The sequence below is a fragment of the Streptomyces sp. NPDC055013 genome (genome assembly GCF_053608645.1).
The window spans coordinates 295,598-314,995 of the sequence record NZ_JBSGVW010000004.1 but is presented as its reverse complement, the minus strand read 5'-3'; the positions used below and the strand labels follow the sequence as shown (position 1 = coordinate 314,995).

The following is a 19,398-nucleotide window of genomic DNA, read 5'->3' as shown; positions in this document are numbered from 1 at the left end:
GTGTCGGGGCCTCGGCCCGACGGACGTACTCAGTCGGCCAGTTCGCCGAGGAGCGCCCAGGTGCGCCGGCGGTCCGCTTCTCCAGCGATCTCGGTGCCCGAGAACACGACCTCGGTGGCGCCCGCGTCGCGGTAGCGGCGTACCTCGGCCTCGACCGCCTTTTCGTCGCCGATCACGGCCAGGTCGGCGGCCCGCCGGCCACCGGAGAGTTCGATGACCCGTGCGTAGGACGGGATCTGTTCGTAGAACGCGAGGTTCTCGGTGGCCCTGGTCCGTACTGCATCCACGTCGTCCGTGACCACGCCGTGCACCAGAGCCACGATCCTGGGTGTGGGCCGGCCGGCAGCTTCGGCCGCGGCGGTGAGGGCAGGGACGATGTGCTCCGCCAGGGCACGCGGTCCCGCCAGGTAGGGCAGGATCCCGTCCGCAAGCTCCCCGCTGACCCGCAGTGCCTGGGGCCCCATTGCGGCGACCAGTACGGGAACGCCGTTCTCGGCGCCCGGTACGCGCGCCGGAATCGGGGTGGCGGCGGTGAGCAGCTCGCCGTGGAAGTCGGCTGTGCCGGTCTGTGTCAGCTGCCGGAGTGCGGTGAGGAATTCACGCAGACGCGCGATGGGGCGCTCGAAGGGCAGGCCGACGCCGGTCTCCGTCAGCAGCTTCGTACCCAGGGCCAGCCCGAGGTGGTAGCGGCCGTGGGTCGCCGCCTGGGCGGTCTGGGCCTGGCTGGAGACGATCAGCGGGTGGCGGCCGAAGACGGGGAGTGCGGAGGAGCCCACCTGCAGTCCGGGCACCGCACGCCCGACGATCGCCGCGAGCTGGGGCGAGTCCGCGCCGAAGGTCTGGCCGAACCAGGCCGACCGCAGACCCACGTCCGCGGCCTCCTGGGCCAACTGCACGCTGGTGTCGACCTGGTTCTGTGCGTCGGGCGTGTTGAGCACTACTCCAACAGTCATGCCAGTCACAACGGGCCCCGGCCGAACCTGCATTCCGGTCCGTGTGTGACAGCTTCTTGTCAGTCATGTGTACAGGACTCGGGTCGGACAACGACGTCCAGGTTCTGTCTGATTGGTCAGCGACGGGAGTGAGGCCACCACGCGCCGGACGGGGCACGCAGGATCTACGGCGCGGCCACCCTGGTGAGCACAAGGGACGGCGGCTCGTCCGGAGCCCCGAACTCAACCGTCCCTCGGCCGCTCGTGTAGAGCTGGACGCCGCTGGTCCTACCGAGTCCACCGTCATCGACCGTCAGGTAGATGAAGTCGCTGGACGAGCTGCTGTCGACGAACTCCCATCGGCCGTGGAAGTCGCTGGGGCCGGAGGTCGAGTCTGTCGACACATCAGTGGCAGAGAACGTCTTGTCGGATTCGAGACGGATCTCGCTATCGGTCGCGTCGTTGCGATACACGCCGGGCAGCTCGTCAGTGTCGACCGAGGCCGTACACCCCGAGGTGAGTACCGCAGAAGTGGTCAGTGCGGCGGTGAGCCATCGTTTTCCTGCCCCCCTGATCATCACGGCTCCAGCGTAGTGGCATCGCGAACAGCCGAGTCGTCCACAGGTTCAGATGTGCAACTCGGGAGGAAACCCCGTCCAGCGCAGCTCGGCCGGCAGGTGACGCATGTCGTTGGACAGGAGGACGGAGGCCGGCCGACTGGGCGCGTATCGGATGACCGTAAGTGCCGCGTTGCAGTAGTTGAGACCGAGCCAACGCCACTTCGGCGCATGCATGGCGTCCCGGACGAGCCAGGCAACCAGGAAGTTGTGGGTGACGACCAGTTCGTGCCGGTCCTCTTCGCCGTCCACCGGCCCGGTGAACAGATCCAGCGCCTGGCGGGCCAACGCAGGTCCCTGCTCCCGCTCCTCATCAGTGGTGCCGGCGAGAAAGCGGAGGTAGAAGTCCGCCGATTCCGTCGGCAGCTCATCCTTGCCCGGCAGGTAGGGCACGTAGTCACCGGCAACTTCCGAGACGTTCAGAGAGACGTTCTTCAGATGGTCGCCAATCAGGCCCGCAGTCTGCTCCGCCCGGGGCAGCGGACCGTGGTGAACAGCTGCAAGGGGGATGTCTTGCAGGCGTCGACCGAGGAGCGTGGCTTGCCGACGGCCGCTCTCTGCCAGCCCGCTCTCGTCCGGCCACGCCTCACCGTGCCGGACGAGATAGAGGTAACGGGTGGCCGTGCCGGTCATGTCGAACTCCTCTGCACCCACTGGCGATCTTGTGCATCAATGGACGCCGCCTCCTCCAGCGCCGGTTCCATCCACCCATCACGGGGTCCACAGAGGCTGGTGCACGTCGCCGTTGGTCAGGACGCTCCTCCCACGACGGTCGATGCCCCTTCCAGCATGCTGCGCAGTGCGCTCCGGAGGTCGTCGGAACCCAGCACGTCGCGGTGCACGGCTTCCACGTCCACCCCGCAGGACCGGTCGTCGTCCAGGCGGGGCACGATCTCCCGGATCGCGCGGTGCAGCAGCCGAGGTCCTCGTCCCAGGGTGGGCGGAGCGGCCAGGTCCACGGCCTGGGCGGCAACGACGGCCTCCACGGCGAGCAGTTGCCGTAGTCGGACGAGGATCGTGGCCAGCCGCCGTGCCCCGAGCGCCGCATTCGTCGAGTCGTCCTCGACGGCGTCGGCGCCATGGCGGGGGTCGGTGGACACGGGTACGGACAGCATGCGGATCTCGGCGACGAGTGCCTGCGCCGTCTTGGCCAGCGGTGCGAAGCCCGAGCGCTCCGGGCCGTACGGCGAGAGGTTCGCGGGCAGTCCGCTCACGGCGGGGTCGAGCAGGCGCCGCATGCGCTCGGCGGAGAGCGAGGCGGTCTGCGTCAGGGCCAGTGCGAGGGTGTCGAAGGCGAGGGCCAGGGCCGGGGTGTGGAAGTTGCCGGAGGAGAGGATCTCGCCGGTGTCGGGCAGTACCACCGGATTGTCGCCGCAGCCGTTGAGCTCGGGTCGGAGCGAGGCGTCGGCGAAGTCCAGGGCGGCGTGCAGCGCCCCGTGCACCTGGGCCGCGCAGCGCAGGCTGATGGGGTCCTGGACCCGGCGCGCGTGCCGGGGGTCACTCAGCTGACCGCCGTCGAGCAGTGCGAGCAGTTCGCCCGCCGCGCGGGACTGGCCGGGGGCGGGTCGCAGACCCAGTACGCGGGCGTCGAGCGGGCTCGTGTTCGCCCGGAACCCCTCGTAGGTCAGAGCCGTGACCGCCTGGGCCAGGGTGAGGAGAGCGGGTGCCTCGTGCAGGGCCAGGGCCCCCTGTCCGGCCGCCAGTGGGCTCGCGCTGCACAGCACATGTCCGTCCTTGGGGCCCAGTCCGGCAGGGTTGAGGCCGGCCTGCCGCAGTGCCGTGCCGCCGTCGAGCACCTGGCCGGCGAACTCGGCCCTGCCCTCACCGAGGACGACCAGGCCGACGTGGGCCATCTGACACAGATCGGAGGCGCCGATCGACCCCACCTCGGGGATCACGGGATGCACCCGTGTGTTGAGCATGGCCACGAGGAGCGTCGGGATCTCCGGCCGTACCCCGCTGCCGCCGCCCGCGATGCCGTTGACGCGGGCGAGGAGGGCAGCCCGAACGAGAGGGACCGGCAGCGGGTCGCCGACCGCGTTGGCCCGTCCCCGGACGGTGCGGACGCTGAACTCCTGCAGTTCGTCACGGGGCAGTGCGTACGACGAGCGGGTGCCCAGCCCCGTCGTCAGCCCGTACGTCGGCACCTGGCGGTCGACGACGTCGTCGACGACGGCCCGCTCGCGGGTGAGGCGGGGGAGCACCTCGTCCGCCAGGACGACCTCGGCTCCGTGGTGGGCGACGGCGACGACATCGTCGTAGGACAGGGTCCGCCCGTCGATGACGACCCCTGTCACGAGAACCGCAGCTTCTGGCCGAGGCCGCGCTCTTCGGCCTTCTTCAGCATGGCCGCGCCCAGCGCGATGTCGGAGAGGGAAAGCCCGCGGTGCCAGAACAGGTTCGTCTCGTCGGCGCTCTCCCGGCCGGGCTTGCTGCCGGCGACGATCTGGCCCAACTCGGCGTGCAGACTGGTCTTGTCGAGTCTGCCGCTGTCGACGTGTGCGCGCAGCGCGCCGAACGGTCCGGCGTGCGCCTGGCCCCAGTCGTCGACGACGATCTTGTCCATGACATCCGTGAGGGAGAGTTCGACGGCGCTGTTCGTTCCGTAGGGCACGACCAGGGAGCCGGGGGCGATCCACTCGGTCTTCAGCAGCGGTTCCGGGCGCTCCAGCCGGGAGGCCTCCACCACGATGTCCGCGCCTTCCACGCAGGTCTTCCAGTCCTCGGTGACGACGACGGGCTTGCCGAGTTCCCGCTCGAGCCGCTCGGCGAAGGCCTTCCGGCTCTCGGGACGGCGCGAGTGGACGCGGATCTCGGTGAGGTCGAAGATCCGGTCGAGCAGGCGGACGTTCCAGTACGACGTGGCGCGGGCGCCGATGTGCCCGAGCACCTTGGCGTCCGGGCGGGCCAGATGCCGCGCCCCGAGCGCGGTCAGGGCGCCGGTGCGCATCTCGGTGAGGGCGGTGGCGTCGAGGATGGCCACCGGCATACCGGTGCGCGGGTCGAAGAGGTTGAGCAGTGCCATCTCGGAGGGCAGGCCCTGCCGGTAGTTGCCCAGGTAGTCGCCCACGATCTTGACACCGGCCAGTGCGAGCGGCGCCATGTAGCCGCGCAGGACATTGAAGTGGCCGTTGAACGCGGGATCGGGCACCAGGTGGACGCGCGGTTCGATGACCGTTTCCCCGACGCCCTGGGCGCGCAGCCCGTCCTCGACGGCGTCGAGTATTTCGTTGTCGGTCAGCTCGAGCTGTGTGATGTCCGAGCCGTTCAGGAAGGTGAACCAGACCGGTTCCATGGGGTGTCTCCCTTGCGTCTGAGCTGGCCAATTGTGTGTGGCACATCAGTCGTGGAACGTGGGCATTCCGGGCGCCCGTGGCCTGATTTCGTACGAACGTAACAGTGCGTTCACGGTGGGCCATTGACTGCCATTCACTCACTCGAAAATCTGCATATGCATATGCAGTCAGGTGAGGGGCAGTCTTGATCAGATTCGACGCGGTGAGCAAGAACTATCCGAACGGCACCACGGCCGTGGATGACTTGTCCCTGGACTTCGCCGAGGGCGGCATCACGGTCCTGGTCGGTCCCTCCGGCTGCGGCAAGACCACGACGCTGCGCATGATCAACCGCATGGTGGAGCCCACGGCCGGGACGGTGAGCCTGCGCGGCCGGGACATCCGGGAGGTCAATGCCCCCGAGCTGCGCCGCGGCATCGGCTACGTGATCCAGCACGCCGGGCTGTTCCCGCACCGGACCATCCTCGACAACATCGCCACCGTGCCGCTGCTGCTCGGCTGGAGCCGGAAGAAGGCGCGGGCGCGGGCGGCGGAGCTACTGGAACTGGTGGGCCTGCCGGCCGAGATGGCGGGACGCTACCCGAACCAGCTCTCCGGCGGGCAGCAGCAACGCGTCGGGGTGGCCAGGGCGCTGGGCGCCGATCCGCCGGTGCTGCTGATGGACGAGCCGTTCAGCGCGGTCGACCCGATCGTGCGGGCCGAATTGCAGGCGGAGTTCATACGGCTGCAAAAGGAGCTGCACAAGACGATCGTGTTCGTCACACACGACATCGACGAGGCGATCAAACTCGGCGACAACATAGCGGTGTTCCGAACCGGCGGCAGGCTCGCGCAGTTCGACACCCCCGAGCGGCTGCTTGCTCACCCGGCCGACGATTTCGTGGCCGGCTTCGTCGGGCAGGACCGGGGAATTCGTCGGCTGTCCTTCGTCAAGGCGGCCGAAGTGCCCCTGCGTGACGGTCCGGTGCTGCCCGCTTCCTCTCCCGTGACGCGGGCCAGGGCTGCGGACGAGCCGTGGGTGCTCGTCGTCGACGACGAAGGGCGACCGCTCGGCTGGGCCGCGGTCCTGGAGCTGCCGGAGAGCGGCACCCTCGCCGACGTGCCTCTCACACCGCTCGGCCACACCTTCAGCCTTGTCGGCGACTCGGCGCGAGCCGCTCTCGACTCGGCGCTCCTGTCGCCGGCCCGGCTCGCGGTGGGCGTGGACGCGGACGGCGCGGTTGTCGGTGTCGCGGACGCGCACGAACTGTCCGCCGTGGCAGCCGCCGCCGAAGTACCCGAAGCGGCGGAGGCGGGGGAGGCGGCGGCCGTGGACGCGGCGCCCGAGGTCACCAAGGACAGCGGCCCGGAATCCGGGATCTCAAAGGCCGGGGACGCCAGGACCAGGGACGCGAAGACCGAGGACGCGGCCGGTGCCGGCAGCCCTGGCGGTGGTGAACGATGAGCGACGGTGAACCGCTGGTCCGATGGGCCTGGATCGGCGACCACATCGGCGAGCTGGCCGACTACACCGGGATCCACCTGCGACTCGGCCTGCTGCCGGTGCTGTTCGGGCTGATCGTCTCGGTACCGCTCGGCATCCTCTGCCACCGCTGGCGGTGGCTGTACGCACCGGTGCTGACCGTGGCCAACATCCTGTACTCGATCCCGTCACTGGCCCTGTTCATGATCTTCGTCAAGTACACCGGCCTGACGGAACGTAGCGTGTTGATCCCGCTGACGCTCTACACGCTGTCGGTCCTGGTGCCGAACGTCGTGGACGGGCTTGCCTCGGTCCCCGAACCGGTCCGCCAGGCGGCCACTGCGCTGGGATTCGCCCCGGTACGCCGTGTCGTCCAAGTGGAACTGCCGATCGCCGTACCCGTCGTCATCGCCGGCGTACGCGTCGCCGCCGTCTCGTCCATCAGCCTCGTCGCCGTGGGGCAGCTGATCGGGCAGGGCGGTCTCGGCTACTACATCACCCGAGGCCTCCAACTCGACTTCCCGACCCCGATCGTCACCGCGATCGCGCTGATCATGCTGCTGGCGCTGGCCACCGACGCGCTGCTGGTCCTGACGCAGCGGCTGCTCACCCCTTGGTCCCGGAGCAAGGTGACGGCGAAATGAACGATCTGCTGAACCAACTCGGGCTCGTGGGGGACTGGTTGACGTCCTCCAAGCAGTGGCACGGTGCGGAGGGAATCCCGCAGCGGCTCCTGGAGCACCTCACCTACAGCGGGCTGTCGCTGCTGTTCGCCGCCCTGATCGGGCTGACGCTCGGGCTGCTCGTCGGGCACACCGGCCGCGGGGCGTTCGCCGTGGCCAGTGTCGCCAACCTCGCCCGTGCGGTCCCCACCTTCGGCCTGGTGGTCCTCGTCGTCACGCTCGCCGGGCTCAGCACCACACCGGTCCTGGTCGCCCTGGTCGCACTCGCGATCCCCCCGATCCTCATCAACACCTTCGAAGGAGTCCGGGGTGTGGACCCCGCCACCCGGGATGCCGCGCGCGGGGTCGGCATGACCGAGTGGGAGGTCCTGGCACGGGTGGAGGTACCGATGGCGCTGCCGCTGATCCTGCTCGGCCTCAGGGTCGCCGCCATCCAGGTCGTGGCCACCGCGACCATCGCGGCCTATCCGGGTCTCGGCGGCCTGGGCCGCTTCATCGTCGACGGGCTGTCCCGCAACGACTACGAACTGGTCATCGGCGGCTCGGCCGTCGTCGTCGGCCTGGCGCTCGTCGTCCAGATCCTCTTCACCGCGCTGCGGCGCGTCATCGTCTCGCCGGGCCTCAGGGTCTCGGCGTCCAAGTCCTGAGTTGTACCGAGCCCCCGGGCTCAGAGAAAGGAAACACCCATGACAGGCATCCACCGCGGCGCCGCCTTCGCTCTGATCGCCGCACTGTCGCTGACCGCGTGCGGCGGTGGCGACAGCGATGACAACCCGCTGACGGGCAGCGGCGGCGACAGCGGCGACGGCAAGGCCATCGTCGTCGGCTCGGCGAACTTCCCCGAGAGCCAGCTGCTTGCCGAGATCTACGCCGAGGCTCTGGAGGCCAAGGGCCTGAAGGTGACCCGTAAGTTCGACATCGGGGCCCGTGAGGTCTACTACGACCAGGTGGTCAAGGGAGGCATCCAGGTCTTCCCGGAGTACAACGGCGCCCTGCTGGCGGTGGCGGTCGACAAGAAGAGCACGGCGACCAGCACGGAGGCCGTCAACGCCGAGCTGAAGAAGAAGCTCCCGTCGTCGGTGGAGATCCTCGACTCCGCCGAGGCCCAGGACAAGGACTCGGTCACGGTCACCGCCGAGACGGCCAAGAAGTACAACCTCAAGACCATCGCCGACCTCAAGCCGGTCGCGGGGGACTGGACGATCGGTGCCGGCTCGGAGTTCAAGACCCGTACGCAGGGGTGGGTCGGTCTGAAGAGCGTCTACGGCGTCGAGTTCGGGAAGTTCCAGCCGCTCGACGCGGGTGCCCAGAGCACCCTGCTGAAGCTGCTGGGCTCGGGCAAGGTGCAGGCCGCCAACATCTACACCACCGATCCCGCCATCATCGAGGACAAGCTGGTGGTGCTGGAGGACCCGAAGAGCCTCTTCGCCTCGCAGAACGTCACGCCCCTGGTCCACAAGTCCGCGGTCAACGACACGGCGAAGGCGGCACTCAACGGCGTCTCGGCCAAGCTCACCACCGAGGACCTGCTGGAGATGATGAAGAAGCTCGTCAACGACAAGGAGGACGCCGGCACCGTCGCGAAGGAATGGCTGACGAAGTCCGGTCTCGCGACCTGACGGCTCGTCCGACACCGTTCGCCCCCGTACTCCTCCCCACATTCGGGGCGGGAGTGCGGGGACTGGTCAGGACCGCACTGCGGTGCCGAGCTTGAGCACCGAGGCGAGCCCAGGGTGCGGCCCCCGTTGCGGTCGGCGCAGCTGACTGGTCCTAGACCTCGATGTGCGAGCCCATGATGACCGTGCGGTCGCGGGGCAGGCTGAAGTACTCGGCGGCGTCGGCGGTGATGTAGGAGGTGGCGATGAACAGCCGCTTGCGCCAAGGGGCCATCGTCCGTGCCTTCCCGCGCCGGATCTCGATCTTCGACAGGAAGTAGGACGCCTCGTCGAGCTGCAACGGGCCTTCGGTATCGGCCGGATCGAGCATCGCCAGTGTGCCGGGCACGTCCGGTGTCTCCATGTAACCGAACCGGGCGGTCACGTGGATGATCCCGTCGTCGGCGTAGCCCAGGTCGTCCACGACGATCCGCTGGTCGGCCGGGACACGGGGCACCGGCTCGGTCTGCAGGGCGATGATCACGACCTGCTCGTGCCGGACATGGTTGTGCTCGACGTTGGCCCGCATTGCCAGCGGCGCGGTCTCCTTGCCCCGGTTGAGAAAGACGGCCGTGCCGGGCGCCGTGACCGCCTGCTCCTGCCCTGTGCGCAGATGCTCGATGAACTCGGGCAACGGGCCCTCCTGGCGTGCTCGTTCCGCGGTGACGAGTTCGCGGCCACGCTGCCAGGTCGTCATGACCGTGAACGCGATGAGGCCGATGAGCAGCGGAAGCCACGCGCCGTGCACGAGCTTGGTCATGTTGGCCGCCACGAACAGCAGGTCGACGAAGAGGAGCACGCCCCCGCCGAGGACGAGCAGCCACTTGGGCGTACCCCACTTGGCGTGGGCGACGTAGAAGAACAGCAGGGTGGTGATGGTGATGGTGCCGGTGACCGCCATGCCGAACGCGTAGGCCAGCTCCGCAGAGGAGCGGAAGGCGAAGACCAGGGTGAGGACCGAGACCATCAGCAGCCAGTTGATCCAGGGGACGTAGATCTGACCGATCGTCGACTCGGAGGTGTGAGCGATACGCAGTCGCGGCAGATAGCCGAGCTGGGCGGCCTGGGAGGCGACCGAGTACGCGCCGGTGATCACCGCCTGGGAGGCGATCACGGTCGCCGCCGTCGCCAGGACCACCATCGGCCAGCGTCCCCAGTCGGGCACGAGCAGGAAGAACGGGCTGCTGATGTTGTCCGGGTCGTCGAGGATCAGCGCGCCCTGACCCATGTAGCTGAGGACACAGGCGGGCAGGACGAGGAACAGCCAGCCCCGGGTGATCGCGCGGCGGCCGAAGTGCCCCATGTCCGCGTACAGCGCCTCGGCGCCGGTGACCGCGAGGACGATCGCGGCCAGGGCGAAGAAGGCCGTGCCCCAATGGCCGAACAGGAAGCCCAGCGCGTACGTCGGCGACAGGGCCTTGAGGATGTCCGGGTGGTCGGTGATGCCGACGATGCCGCACGCGCCGATGGCCAGGAACCAGGCGATCATGACGGGCCCGAAGATCCTGCCCACCGCCGCGGTGCCCCGGCGCTGCACCAGGAACAGCAGCACGATGATCACCGCGGTGATGGGCACGACCGCGTCCTCGAAGGACGGCTCGACGACCTTGAGCCCCTCGACCGCGGACAGCACCGAGATCGCCGGGGTGATCATGCTGTCCCCGAAGAACAGCGACGCGCCGAAGATGCCGAGCGCGGCCAGGACGCCGGCGGCTCTGCGGCCGCGCTGGGCGTTCCACCGCCGCAGCAGGGTGATGAGGGCCATGATGCCGCCCTCACCGTCGTTGTCGGCGCGCATCGCGAGCAGGATGTAGGTGACCGTCACGATGATCATGACCGACCAGAACACCAGGGACACCACCCCGAACACGTTGTCCGTGCTGACCGGGACGGGGTGCGGGTCCTCGGGGTTGAACACCGTCTGCAGGGTGTAGATCGGACTGGTCCCGATGTCGCCGAAGACCACACCGAGAGCCCCGACGACCACTGCGAGGCGCACGGTGTCGCGCGCGTTCGTCCGACGGGCGTCCACAGCCCGCGACGCGGATTCGTCATCCGGCGCGGTTCCCTGCCGACGATCGTCCATGGTGCTCCTCCTCGAACGGGCGCTCAGCCGCGGACCCGGGGCATCGGGGCGGACGATACCCATCCCGTGGCACAACCGGCGGTAAGGGCGCGGCATCGGCGTAGCGGGCGACTGCTGTCCCGGTGCTGCGCGAGGAAGCGTTCGCCCGCGCGAGATCGCCTGATCACGCTGTGGAATGGCCCACCTGGGCAGGAGCAGCCGGATGCGGGTTCCCCGGGAGGAAAGTCACCTGGGGTGCGCCCGTGCGTGGATGGATCACGACCTCGCTCTCCACTCCGTACACCTCGGCCAGCAGCCGCGGCGTGAGGACGTCGGCCGGAGTGCCGGATGCGGTGACCTCGCCGTCGTTCAGGACGTAGAGGCGATCGCAGTAGTACGCGGCCAGGTTGAGGTCGTGCAGGGCTACCAGGACCGTGGCGGGCAGGTGCCTCAGGGCACCGAGGACTTGCAACTGGTGGCGTATGTCGAGGTGGTTGGTCGGTTCGTCGAGGACCAGGAGTGAGGGCTGCTGGGCGAGCGCCCGGGCGATCACCACGCGTTGGCGTTCGCCGCCGGAGAGGCTGTCGAAGGGGCGGTCGGCCAGGTCGGTCACGTCGACCGTCGTGAGGGCTGAATCGATCAACGCGGCGTCCTCGGCCGTGTCACCGTCCAGCAGCCGTTTGTGCGGCGTACGGCCCATGGCGACGACCTCGCGGACCGTCAGATCGAAGTCCGCGCCCGACTCCTGTACCACTGCCGCCACGGTACGGGCCAGCCGTCGCACGGGCAGCGACCAGGCGTCGGTGCCGTCGACGCGGACCTGGCCGTCGGCGGGTCGCAGGACACGGTAGACGGAGCGCAGCAGGCTGGACTTGCCGCTGCCGTTCGGGCCGACCAGGCCGATCACCTCGCCGGCGCGGGCGACGAGGGAGACGTCCTTAACCAGGCGGTGCGCACCCGCGGTGAGCGTGACACCGTCGACGACGAGTTCGGTCGCGGTCATGCCACTCCTCGGTCGGTGCTCCGCCGGGCGTCCCGGCGCATCAGCCACAGGAAGAACGGTCCGCCGCACAGCGCCGTGAGCACCCCCACCGGGATCTCGAGGGGCGCGGCGACCGTACGTGCCGCGATGTCGGCCCAGATGAGGAACACCGCTCCGCCGAGCGCGGCCGTCGGCAGGACGCGCCGGTGGTCGCCGCCGACGAAGAGGCGCACGATGTGCGGCAGCATCAGGCCGACGAAGCCGATCGGTCCGGCCGCCGCCACCAGCACACCGGTGACCAGGGAGAGCAGCACGAACATGCGGGCGCGGAAGCGGGCCACGTCCAACCCCATGGTGGTGGCGGGTTCCTCGCCTGCCAGCAGCAGGTTCAGGTTGCGGGCCTGCACCATGAGCACGGCGATGCCGACCAGCAGGCCCGCGCTGGGCAGCCACAGGGTGCCCCAGTTCACGCCGCCGAGGCCGCCCAGGGTCCAGGCGAGGACCGCGCGGGCCTCGTTGCCCCGGTCGGTGGTGAGCAGCAGCAGGTCGAGCAGCGCGGTGAGCACCGCCGCGATCGCCACCCCCGAGAGCACGAGCCGCACCGAGGTGATCCGGCCGCCGGTGCGCGCGGTGGCGTAGACGAGCAGCAGCGCGCCCAGCGCGCCGAGGAACGCGGCCGCCGACAGGGACACGGGGCCGAACAGACTGGCCCCGAACACGATCACCGAGACCGCGCCCAGAGACGCTCCCGAGGACACTCCCAGCAGGTACGGCTCGGCGAGCGGGTTACGCACCAGGGCCTGCATGGCGGTGCCCACCACCGCGAGCCCCGCACCGGTCACAGCCCCGAGCAGCACACGCGGCGCCCGCACGTCCAGCACGATGGTCTCCCGCGCCCGCGACCAGTCGGGCTGCGTCCAGTCGGCGCCCAGCGCATGCGTCACGATGCCCCACACCTGCCCGGGCGGTACCTGCACCGACCCGACGGCCAGGCCCACGGTGGCCGAGACCACCAGCAGGGCGGCGAGGACGATCAGGGCGGCCGCGAGGTTCCCCCGGCCCGCCCGCCGCTGACTCCGTGGCGGGCGCCGGGCTGCCGCGTCACTCGGCGTGTCCGTGGCGGAAGCCGTCACCGGAAGCTCTCGGGGTGCAGGCCGCGGGCCAGGTCCTCCACGGCATACGCCGACCGGACGCCGACCAGGGTCGCGGTGAGCGGCAGGACCACGAACCGCTTGTTCCTGATGGCCGGCACGTCGGCGAGGGCGGGCTGGGCGAGCAGGAACTTCTTCTTCTGCTCGACGCTTCCGGCATCGGCGTAGTCGTAGATGGCGATGACCTCCGGCTTGCGCTCGACGACCTGTTCCCAGGAGACGTCCCCGAAGACGTCGTCCAGGTCGGCGAAGACGTTCTTGCCGCCGGCCAGGCGGATCAGTTCGGTGCCGAGGCTCTTGCCGCCCGCGGTGAACGCCGTCTTGTCGCCGCTGTCGTACACGAATACGGGCACCCGCGGCTCGTCCTCGACGGCGGTGGCGGCCTTGTCGACCCGGCTCTGCAGGTCGGCGGTCAGCTCGGTGGCCCGGTCGGAGACACCGAAGATCTTGCCGACGGTGCGGATCTCGTCGTACGTGTCCTTCATCGTCACCTGCTTCTTGCCGCAGTACTCGCGGTTGAGATAGGTGTCGATGCCGGCGTCGGCGAACGCCTCGCGGGAGCGGCCCTCGTTCTCGTCGAACGCGCTGCCGTAGCCGCCGTAGACCAGGTCGGGCTCGGTGTCGAGGATCTTCTCGAAGGACGGTTCCTTCGCGGCGAGTTCGGGGACGGCCTCGTAGTCCTTCGCCAGCGCGGGCAGCACGTCCGAGTCGGGGAAGGCGGTGCCCACCATGCGGTCCTTGAGCCCGAGGGAGAGCATCAGCTCCGCCGGGTGCTGGTGGATGGTGACCACCCGCGACGGCGGCCGGTCGTAGGTCGTCTTCACGCCGCAGTTGTCGATCGTGACGGGGAAGCCCTTGCGCGACGACGCCGCGGCCTTCGGATCCTGGGCGGTGCCGGACGAGCCGCAGCCCGCCGTCAGCAGGGTCGCCGACAGGGCCACGGCCGCGGTGCGCAGGGCGGCGCCGCGCAGGCGGGTGGGGAGAAGGGCATGGGGACGCGCTGGCGCGTTGGACACGTAGAGCCTCCTGGGGAGTCCGCGCTCCTCGGAACGGGCCCGCGACAGGCCAGTGTCCTGACTCCCGGATCTACGTCCCCCTGCCTTGCCGCGCGGCGCGCGGTGGCGTGTCGAGAGGGACGCTCCCCGGTCACAGTGGCGGGACCGTGCCGGACTCGCACCGGCTTCCTGTCTCCCGTCGCGGCGATGACCCGGTGATATTACGTTCCCTCAAGTCGAGGTCAACAGAGCGTGCGAGGCCGGCCGCACGCCCCCGCACCTCATCACCCCTCACGTACCGCCCGTAACACCAGCCGCTCGGCGTTCTCGTCGTAGGCGCGGCCGTCGAAGCCGCCGAAGACCTCGACCCGGCCGAACCCCGCCTCCTCGACCATCCGACGCAACTCGACGGCGCTGTAGACGAACCACACCAGCGCGGCCCGAGTCACCCGCTCGCCCCGGACCAGCACCCAGTCGCTGCGCAGCCGCGCCCAGTCGTCCAGCACGGTGTCGGTCTGCACCATCAGGTCGTCGCCGCGCCGGACCACCTTCGGTGGGGTCACCCTGCGGGCCAGCAGTTCCTTGCCCGCGAGGTCCAGGACCAGGGTGCCGCCGGGCGCCAGGCAGGTGTGCAGGGTGCGCAGGACCCGGGCGTTGTCGGCGGGGTCCTCGAAGTAGCCGAACGACGTGAACATGTTGAGGGCGACGTCGAAGTGGCCCGGGGCCTCGTACTCCCGTGCGTCGGCCCGTACGTAGGTGACGTGCGCACCGGCGTCGGCGGACCGCTTCCGCGCCCGCTCGAGCATGGCGGGGCTCAGGTCGACCCCGGTGACGTCATGGCCGCGCTGAGCGAGCGGGACGGTGAACACGCCCGGCCCGCAGCACAGGTCCAGCACCCGTGCGCCGGAGGGAAAGGAGAGCAGGGGAGAGGAGCCGAGCAGCTCCTCGGCCTGGGTGTAGCGCTGCTCGGAGAACAGAAAGTCGTGGAACTCGGTCCAGAAGTCATCGTCCAGGAACCCGCCCGTCCGTGTCATGCGGCCTCAGTGCTCCTTCGTCGTCGTGATGGGGGAGGGGTTGCTTGTCCGTGTGACCGCGCAGCGTCAGCAGTACCGGCGGGAGCAGCAGGCACTGGGCGGCGGCCAGCAGCCAGAACCAGCCGGTGTTCCCGGCACGTTCGCCGAGGCCGTACACCTGCCCGCCGAGCACCCCGCTCGCGCACGCGCCCAGGCCGGCGGCCAGCCGCTGCTGACCGAAGACAACGGCGTCGGAACGCGGACTGCGCTGCAGGGCCTCCAGGTCGTTCTTCAAGAACAGCACGATGTCGCCCAGGGTGATCAGGGCGCCGCCGACCAACAGGGCCGGACGGTTGCCGATCGCGAGCACGGCCAACCCGGCGGCCAGCCCCGCGAAGCCGACCGCGAGGGCCGTGGCGTACGGCATGCGGCGGATCAGGCCGGACGCCGGCGGCTGCACGACGATGACCAGCGTGAAACAGAGCAGCAGCACCAGGCTGTAGAACTCGCTGGAGGCCCGCTCGACGGCGTACACCGCCAGGAAGTGCTGGAAGTGGAAGTACAGGTAGAACGCGAGGGCGTTGGCCGCGAACGGTACGACCGCCACACCGGCCAGCAGTCCCTGCCGCGCGGCCCCGGCGGCGGACGGACGGTCCCCGGCAGCCGCGGGGAGCCGTGCGTGGCCGGCCGTGACCACGATGAACAGTGCCGTGACGGTGACGAACAGCCAGCCCGGCGAGGACAGCACGAACGGGCCTGCGACCAGCGGACCCACCGCCATGCCCGCGTTGAGCGCGGCGTTGCCCGCCGACAGGAACGCGGGGCGGCGTTCGTCGTCCACGCCCCGCACCAGGTACGCCTTGTTGGCGGGCAGGTACAGTGCGGCGCCGCAGCACGTCAGGACCAGCGCCGGGACGGCCAACGGAGGCCAGCGCAGAGCCGCCAGGAGGCCGACGAACCCTGCCGTGCGCACGATCAGCGCCCACACCATCGTGCGGCGCAGCCCGATCCGGTCCGCGAGGGCTCCGCCCGCGATCCCCCCGGAGAACTGCACCAAGGACGCCACGGCGAGCACCACGCCGACCGTGCCGAGCCCCATCCCGAGCCGTTCGTGCAGGAACACCGACATGAACGGCAGGACCATGAAGCTGCCGAGCGGAATCAGGAACGAGCTGAACAGCAGGAAGCGCAGGGGGCCGTCGAGCGAGGACAGCGCGGTCCGCAATTCCCCCGCGCCCTTGGTGCGTTCACCCACCGGGCGCCGTCCGGTCGGCGTGGACGGGGAACGGTTCCGTGAGTACCCGTACGGCGTTGGCCGCGGCGACCGCCCGGTGCGTGGCGAGTTCGGCCGTCTCGCCCTCGGCGTAGACGATGCCCGCGTAGCCCCGGCTGTCCGTCAGGTGCTCGATGGGATCGCCGATCCGCTTGACCGGGTACCAGGACGGCGATCCCGGCAGGTCCGCCAGCCGGTCGAGCCCGGTGACCTCGCTGAACACACCGGGCGCGGAAGGGTAGCCCAGCACGAAGGCCACGGCCGGGCCGCCCGGCAGGTACGCGTCCATCAGGCGGGGGCGGCGGCCGAGTGCGGCCTCGACCATCGCCTCGTACACATTGACTCCGAGCGACCGGCACAGACCCTCGCCCACCAGGGCACCCCCGATGCGGGGGTTCACCTCCACGACCTCGGGGCCCGCGGTGGTCAGCACGAACTCCACGTGCGCGAAACGGTCGGTGTAGCCGATGGCGCCGAGCACCTCCCCGAGCCACCGTTCCAGCGACACTCGCCGCGGCTCGGGGAAGGCCACCGGGAAGGCGGTGATCTCCTCGCGGAAGTGCGGCTCGGGTGACATCAGCCGGCTGGAGACGCCCAGCAGCCGGGTACGGCCCGCCCAGGTCAGGGTCTCGGCGCTGTACACCGGCCCGCCGAAGTACGGCTCGGCGAACAGGCGCCCCGTCAGCCGTCGCCCTGACGTCTCGGCCAGGGCATGGTCCAGCGCCAGCTCGTCGCGGACCAGCCAGACGTTCTGGCTCCCCGTGCCCGCGGTGTCCTTGAGCACGGCCGGCAGACCGACCTCCTTGAGCAGAGACTCCCGCAGCTCGTCCACCGAAGCGGCGGACTCCACGGCTCGGCCGCGCGTCAGGCCGGCCTCGTGCAGGTGGTTGCGCACCGCGGACTTGTCCCGGGTCAGCCGCAGGACCCCGGGGTCGAGTCCGGGCAGACCGAGACGGTGCGCGAGGTCGGCACCGACCAGTGTCCAGGTGTCGGTGGAGCTGATCAGGCCGCGCAGCCCGGGGGTCCGCTGCAGCCGGTCCGCCACCTGGTCCACGTCAAAGGTGTCGAGCTCCACGACGTCCAGGGCACCGGCGGGAAGGCGCTCCAACTCGTAGGTGTAGTAGGCGGGATCGCGCGTGAGGAGCAGCAGTCGCTCGCCGAGCGCGTCGGCGGCGCGGACCAGGTGCCCGAGCCCGAACGTGAGCGATTCCAGGCAGGCCACGCTCATGCCGCCCGCTCCTTCCAGCGTGCCGGGCAGGGGGTGCGTTGCCAGGCCATGGTGGACCACGGCATGGTCATCTCCTCCGGTTCGGCCACCTCGGCGGGTTTCAGCGCGGCAGGGTCGAGGGCTTCGGTGTGGCGGGCGAAGACGCCCTCCACGTAACGGTGTCCGGTGTCGGCGCCGATCACGAGGTGCAGCCGGTCGGGGTGGCGGCGGGCCTCGTACGTCGAGGCCAGGTAGCCGGCGCCGGTGGAGAGCCCGGCGAACACCGCGTGCTCCCGCAGCAGGGCGACCGCACCGGACAGGGCGTGCGCGAAGTCCATCCAGTGGACGGCGTCGTAGAGGTGATGGCGGACGTTGTCGAAGACGATCGACGATCCGACTCCGGCGATGATCGCTTCGGGGTCGTGGTGGTCCTCGCTGCCGAAGGTGACGCTGCCGAACGGCTGTATCCCGACGAGCCGCACCGAGGAGTCGGTTTCCCGGAGCCGTTCCACCAGTCCGCCCGTCGACGCGCCGGACCCCACGCCTCCGACCACCGTCAGGGCGTGGTCCCGGCACTCGGCCGTGATCCGGTCGGCGACTTCGTGGTACCCGAGGTAGTGGACGTCGTCGTGGTACTGGCGCATCCAGTGGCAGTCGGGCCGCTCGGCGAGGATCTCCTTCACCCGCCGCACCCGTAACTCCTGGTCGAGCTTGAGGTCCTGGGACGGCCTGACCTGTTCAACGGTGGCGCGCAGGATCTTCAACTGGGCGAGCGTGGTGGCGTCGACGGTGGTGGAGGCCACGATGTGGCAGCGCATGCCGTACCGGTGGCAGGCCAGCGCCAGGGCGTAGGCGTAGATGCCGCTGGAGCTGTCGATCAGGGTCTGTCCCGGGCGGATGGTGCCTCGGTCCAGAAGATGGCGGACCGCCGCGAGCGCCGAGTAGATCTTCATCGACTCGAAACGGATCAGGACGAGGTTGTCGGTCAGCCGGACAAGGTCGGGAACCTTCAGAGCGTCGGCGATGTGGGGGTGGATCAACCGTAGCCTCCTTGGGCGAACGAGCACTGGTGGCCGAGCGAGTGGAAGAAGGCGGAGAGTTCGGACTTGACCTCGGTACTGGGGCGGCGGGGAAACAGGTAGCCGATCAGGCAGCCGGTGTGAGCGACGAAGATCCCGTCGGAACCGAAGCGCTCGCGGTGAGCGAGCAGGCTGTCGAACGTGGCTTTGGGCAGGACCTCCTGGGACAGCGCGGCGCTGGCGGTCGCCGCTCGTGCAACGGCGGCCGGATCGCCCGAAGCGAAGCCCTTCAGAAGGTCGGCCAGGCAGCGCTCGTACTCCTCCCCGCGCCGCCGGTACTGCTCCAGCAGCCGGCCGGTGACGGCGGCGGTGTCCACCGTGCCGGGTTCGGTGACGAAGGCGGTGTGGAAACCGATGTCCGTACCCAAGCGCCGGACCACCCGGTGCCGACCGCTGAGATGGAGCGCGAACTCGTCGAGGAAGACGCTGTCGGCACGTTCGATGGCGGCGAGGATGCCGAGGACCACGTCGGCGTCGTACCGCAGGCGGAAGAGCCGGAACAGACAGCGCAGCGTCGCCACGATGTCCGCGGTCGAACTGGCCATCCCCACGCCCACCCGCAGGTCGGAGTGAGTGCTCCAGCGGCCCGGTGGCAGCGTGAGCCCGAAGTGCTCCAGGAAGAGCCGGACCGCGGTCGCGGATCTCTCTCCCAGGGGCAGGAGATCGGGCGGATTCACGCCCGGGGTGAAGTGCACCCAGGAATGCCGGTCGAGGGGAAAGGACACCACGGCGATGTCTGGCTCGGCATCGGCCCGCAGCGGGCCCTGATAGAGCTCGCCCAGGGTGCCGTGGCAGACACCGGACACGGTGCGGGCCGGCGGGCCGGCTGCCTCGCGGGCTGCTCCGGCGAGTGTCAGCACCGCTCGTCCCGGTCCGCCGAGCCGCGGGCCGGCCGACGCCGCGCACGGATGACGGGTACGCGCGTGGTCACGAATACGCCCTCCTTCTGGTCCCGAGCCCGGAACTCCCGAACTGCTGAACTTCGACC

At 69.9% G+C, this 19,398-nt stretch carries 18 protein-coding genes and 1 riboswitch; of the genes, 4 read left to right on the top strand and 14 right to left on the bottom strand.

Going from position 1 to position 19,398, the window contains the following annotated elements:
- Positions 1 to 29: 29 nt before the first annotated feature.
- The 5 genes from ACWGDB_RS07735 to ACWGDB_RS07715 form a co-directional block, all read right to left on the bottom strand.
- A complete protein-coding gene (locus tag ACWGDB_RS07735; RefSeq protein ID WP_453821588.1) occupies positions 30 to 953 on the bottom strand; it encodes an LLM class F420-dependent oxidoreductase in 924 nt (307 codons plus the stop codon).
- A gap of 164 nt (positions 954 to 1,117) precedes the next feature.
- Positions 1,118 to 1,510 carry a hypothetical protein gene (locus tag ACWGDB_RS07730; protein ID WP_453821650.1) on the bottom strand — a complete coding sequence of 131 codons (393 nt, stop codon included), beginning with the start codon at positions 1,508 to 1,510 and terminating at the stop codon, positions 1,118 to 1,120.
- A 48-nt stretch (positions 1,511 to 1,558) separates the two neighbouring features.
- Positions 1,559 to 2,182: a histidine phosphatase family protein gene (locus tag ACWGDB_RS07725; RefSeq protein ID WP_453821587.1), complete on the bottom strand. Its 624-nt coding sequence runs from the start codon at positions 2,180 to 2,182 to the stop codon at positions 1,559 to 1,561.
- 116 nt (positions 2,183 to 2,298) lie between these two features.
- Entirely contained in the window at positions 2,299 to 3,846 is a 1,548-nt protein-coding gene (locus ACWGDB_RS07720; RefSeq protein WP_453821586.1) for an HAL/PAL/TAL family ammonia-lyase, read from the bottom strand.
- Positions 3,843 to 4,844: an ornithine cyclodeaminase family protein gene (locus tag ACWGDB_RS07715; RefSeq protein ID WP_453821585.1), complete on the bottom strand. Its 1,002-nt coding sequence runs from the start codon at positions 4,842 to 4,844 to the stop codon at positions 3,843 to 3,845. The genes ACWGDB_RS07720 and ACWGDB_RS07715 overlap by 4 nt, the downstream gene beginning before the upstream one ends.
- 185 nt (positions 4,845 to 5,029) lie before the next feature.
- Here ACWGDB_RS07715 and ACWGDB_RS07710 point away from each other — a divergent pair, with 185 nt between their 5' ends.
- Genes ACWGDB_RS07710 through ACWGDB_RS07695 form a run of 4 tightly spaced genes read left to right on the top strand, consistent with a single transcriptional unit; the run spans position 5,030 to position 8,609 of the window.
- The gene (locus tag ACWGDB_RS07710) at positions 5,030 to 6,289 is read left to right on the top strand and encodes an ATP-binding cassette domain-containing protein (RefSeq protein ID WP_453821584.1); all 1,260 of its coding nucleotides are present in this window, start codon (positions 5,030 to 5,032) and stop codon (positions 6,287 to 6,289) included.
- Complete coding sequence (locus ACWGDB_RS07705) at positions 6,286 to 6,951, top strand: ABC transporter permease (RefSeq protein ID WP_453821583.1); 666 nt, start codon at positions 6,286 to 6,288, stop codon at positions 6,949 to 6,951. Before ACWGDB_RS07710 ends, ACWGDB_RS07705 begins: the two co-directional genes overlap by 4 nt.
- A complete protein-coding gene (locus tag ACWGDB_RS07700; RefSeq protein WP_383611621.1) occupies positions 6,948 to 7,637 on the top strand; it encodes an ABC transporter permease in 690 nt (229 codons plus the stop codon). Before ACWGDB_RS07705 ends, ACWGDB_RS07700 begins: the two co-directional genes overlap by 4 nt.
- 39 nt (positions 7,638 to 7,676) lie before the next feature.
- Positions 7,677 to 8,609: an ABC transporter substrate-binding protein gene (locus tag ACWGDB_RS07695; protein ID WP_453821582.1), complete on the top strand. Its 933-nt coding sequence runs from the start codon at positions 7,677 to 7,679 to the stop codon at positions 8,607 to 8,609.
- Positions 8,610 to 8,760: 151 nt separating this feature from the next.
- On the opposite strand, the gene ACWGDB_RS07690 is transcribed toward ACWGDB_RS07695, so the two are convergent.
- The 9 genes from ACWGDB_RS07690 to ACWGDB_RS07650 form a co-directional block, all read right to left on the bottom strand.
- Positions 8,761 to 10,731, bottom strand: a complete 1,971-nt coding sequence (locus tag ACWGDB_RS07690) for a potassium transporter Kup (protein WP_453821581.1) — start codon at positions 10,729 to 10,731, stop codon at positions 8,761 to 8,763.
- Between the two features lie 163 nt (positions 10,732 to 10,894).
- On the bottom strand, positions 10,895 to 11,713 hold the full coding sequence (locus ACWGDB_RS07685; protein WP_453821580.1) for an ABC transporter ATP-binding protein: 819 nt from the start codon (positions 11,711 to 11,713) through the stop codon (positions 10,895 to 10,897).
- On the bottom strand, positions 11,710 to 12,825 hold the full coding sequence (locus ACWGDB_RS07680) for a FecCD family ABC transporter permease (protein ID WP_453821579.1): 1,116 nt from the start codon (positions 12,823 to 12,825) through the stop codon (positions 11,710 to 11,712). The genes ACWGDB_RS07685 and ACWGDB_RS07680 overlap by 4 nt, the downstream gene beginning before the upstream one ends.
- Positions 12,822 to 13,814 carry an ABC transporter substrate-binding protein gene (locus ACWGDB_RS07675; protein WP_453821649.1) on the bottom strand — a complete coding sequence of 331 codons (993 nt, stop codon included), beginning with the start codon at positions 13,812 to 13,814 and terminating at the stop codon, positions 12,822 to 12,824. Before ACWGDB_RS07675 ends, ACWGDB_RS07680 begins: the two co-directional genes overlap by 4 nt.
- Positions 13,815 to 13,889: 75 nt before the next feature.
- A riboswitch (cobalamin riboswitch) is annotated at positions 13,890 to 14,069 on the bottom strand.
- A 53-nt stretch (positions 14,070 to 14,122) separates the two neighbouring features.
- Positions 14,123 to 14,872: a class I SAM-dependent methyltransferase gene (locus tag ACWGDB_RS07670; RefSeq protein ID WP_453821578.1), complete on the bottom strand. Its 750-nt coding sequence runs from the start codon at positions 14,870 to 14,872 to the stop codon at positions 14,123 to 14,125.
- Positions 14,841 to 16,106 (bottom strand): MDR family MFS transporter, encoded by a 1,266-nt coding sequence (locus tag ACWGDB_RS07665; RefSeq protein WP_453821577.1) that lies wholly within the window; start codon positions 16,104 to 16,106, stop codon positions 14,841 to 14,843. The genes ACWGDB_RS07670 and ACWGDB_RS07665 overlap by 32 nt, the downstream gene beginning before the upstream one ends.
- The gene (locus tag ACWGDB_RS07660) at positions 16,099 to 17,352 is read right to left on the bottom strand and encodes an ATP-grasp domain-containing protein (RefSeq protein ID WP_453821576.1); all 1,254 of its coding nucleotides are present in this window, start codon (positions 17,350 to 17,352) and stop codon (positions 16,099 to 16,101) included. Before ACWGDB_RS07660 ends, ACWGDB_RS07665 begins: the two co-directional genes overlap by 8 nt.
- The gene (locus tag ACWGDB_RS07655) at positions 17,349 to 18,371 is read right to left on the bottom strand and encodes a cysteine synthase family protein (protein ID WP_453821575.1); all 1,023 of its coding nucleotides are present in this window, start codon (positions 18,369 to 18,371) and stop codon (positions 17,349 to 17,351) included. The genes ACWGDB_RS07660 and ACWGDB_RS07655 overlap by 4 nt, the downstream gene beginning before the upstream one ends.
- Complete coding sequence (locus ACWGDB_RS07650) at positions 18,368 to 19,270, bottom strand: GHMP family kinase ATP-binding protein (protein ID WP_453821574.1); 903 nt, start codon at positions 19,268 to 19,270, stop codon at positions 18,368 to 18,370. Before ACWGDB_RS07650 ends, ACWGDB_RS07655 begins: the two co-directional genes overlap by 4 nt.
- Positions 19,271 to 19,398 lie beyond the last annotated feature (128 nt).

Bases quoted from the DNA above. Each gene is read 5' to 3' on its own strand.
- ACWGDB_RS07685 (WP_453821580.1), bottom strand. From the start codon at position 11,713: ATGACCGCGACCGAACTCGTCGTCGACGGTGTCACGCTCACCGCGGGT.
- ACWGDB_RS07660 (WP_453821576.1), bottom strand. From the start codon at position 17,352: ATGAGCGTGGCCTGCCTGGAATCGCTCACGTTCGGGCTCGGGCACCTG.
- ACWGDB_RS07705 (WP_453821583.1), top strand. From the start codon at position 6,286: ATGAGCGACGGTGAACCGCTGGTCCGATGGGCCTGGATCGGCGACCAC.
- ACWGDB_RS07700 (WP_383611621.1), top strand. From the start codon at position 6,948: ATGAACGATCTGCTGAACCAACTCGGGCTCGTGGGGGACTGGTTGACG.
- ACWGDB_RS07715 (WP_453821585.1), bottom strand. From the start codon at position 4,844: ATGGAACCGGTCTGGTTCACCTTCCTGAACGGCTCGGACATCACACAG.
- ACWGDB_RS07725 (WP_453821587.1), bottom strand. From the start codon at position 2,182: ATGACCGGCACGGCCACCCGTTACCTCTATCTCGTCCGGCACGGTGAG.
- ACWGDB_RS07690 (WP_453821581.1), bottom strand. From the start codon at position 10,731: ATGGACGATCGTCGGCAGGGAACCGCGCCGGATGACGAATCCGCGTCG.
- ACWGDB_RS07735 (WP_453821588.1), bottom strand. From the start codon at position 953: ATGACTGTTGGAGTAGTGCTCAACACGCCCGACGCACAGAACCAGGTC.
- ACWGDB_RS07695 (WP_453821582.1), top strand. From the start codon at position 7,677: ATGACAGGCATCCACCGCGGCGCCGCCTTCGCTCTGATCGCCGCACTG.
- ACWGDB_RS07670 (WP_453821578.1), bottom strand. From the start codon at position 14,872: ATGACACGGACGGGCGGGTTCCTGGACGATGACTTCTGGACCGAGTTC.
- ACWGDB_RS07730 (WP_453821650.1), bottom strand. From the start codon at position 1,510: ATGATCAGGGGGGCAGGAAAACGATGGCTCACCGCCGCACTGACCACT.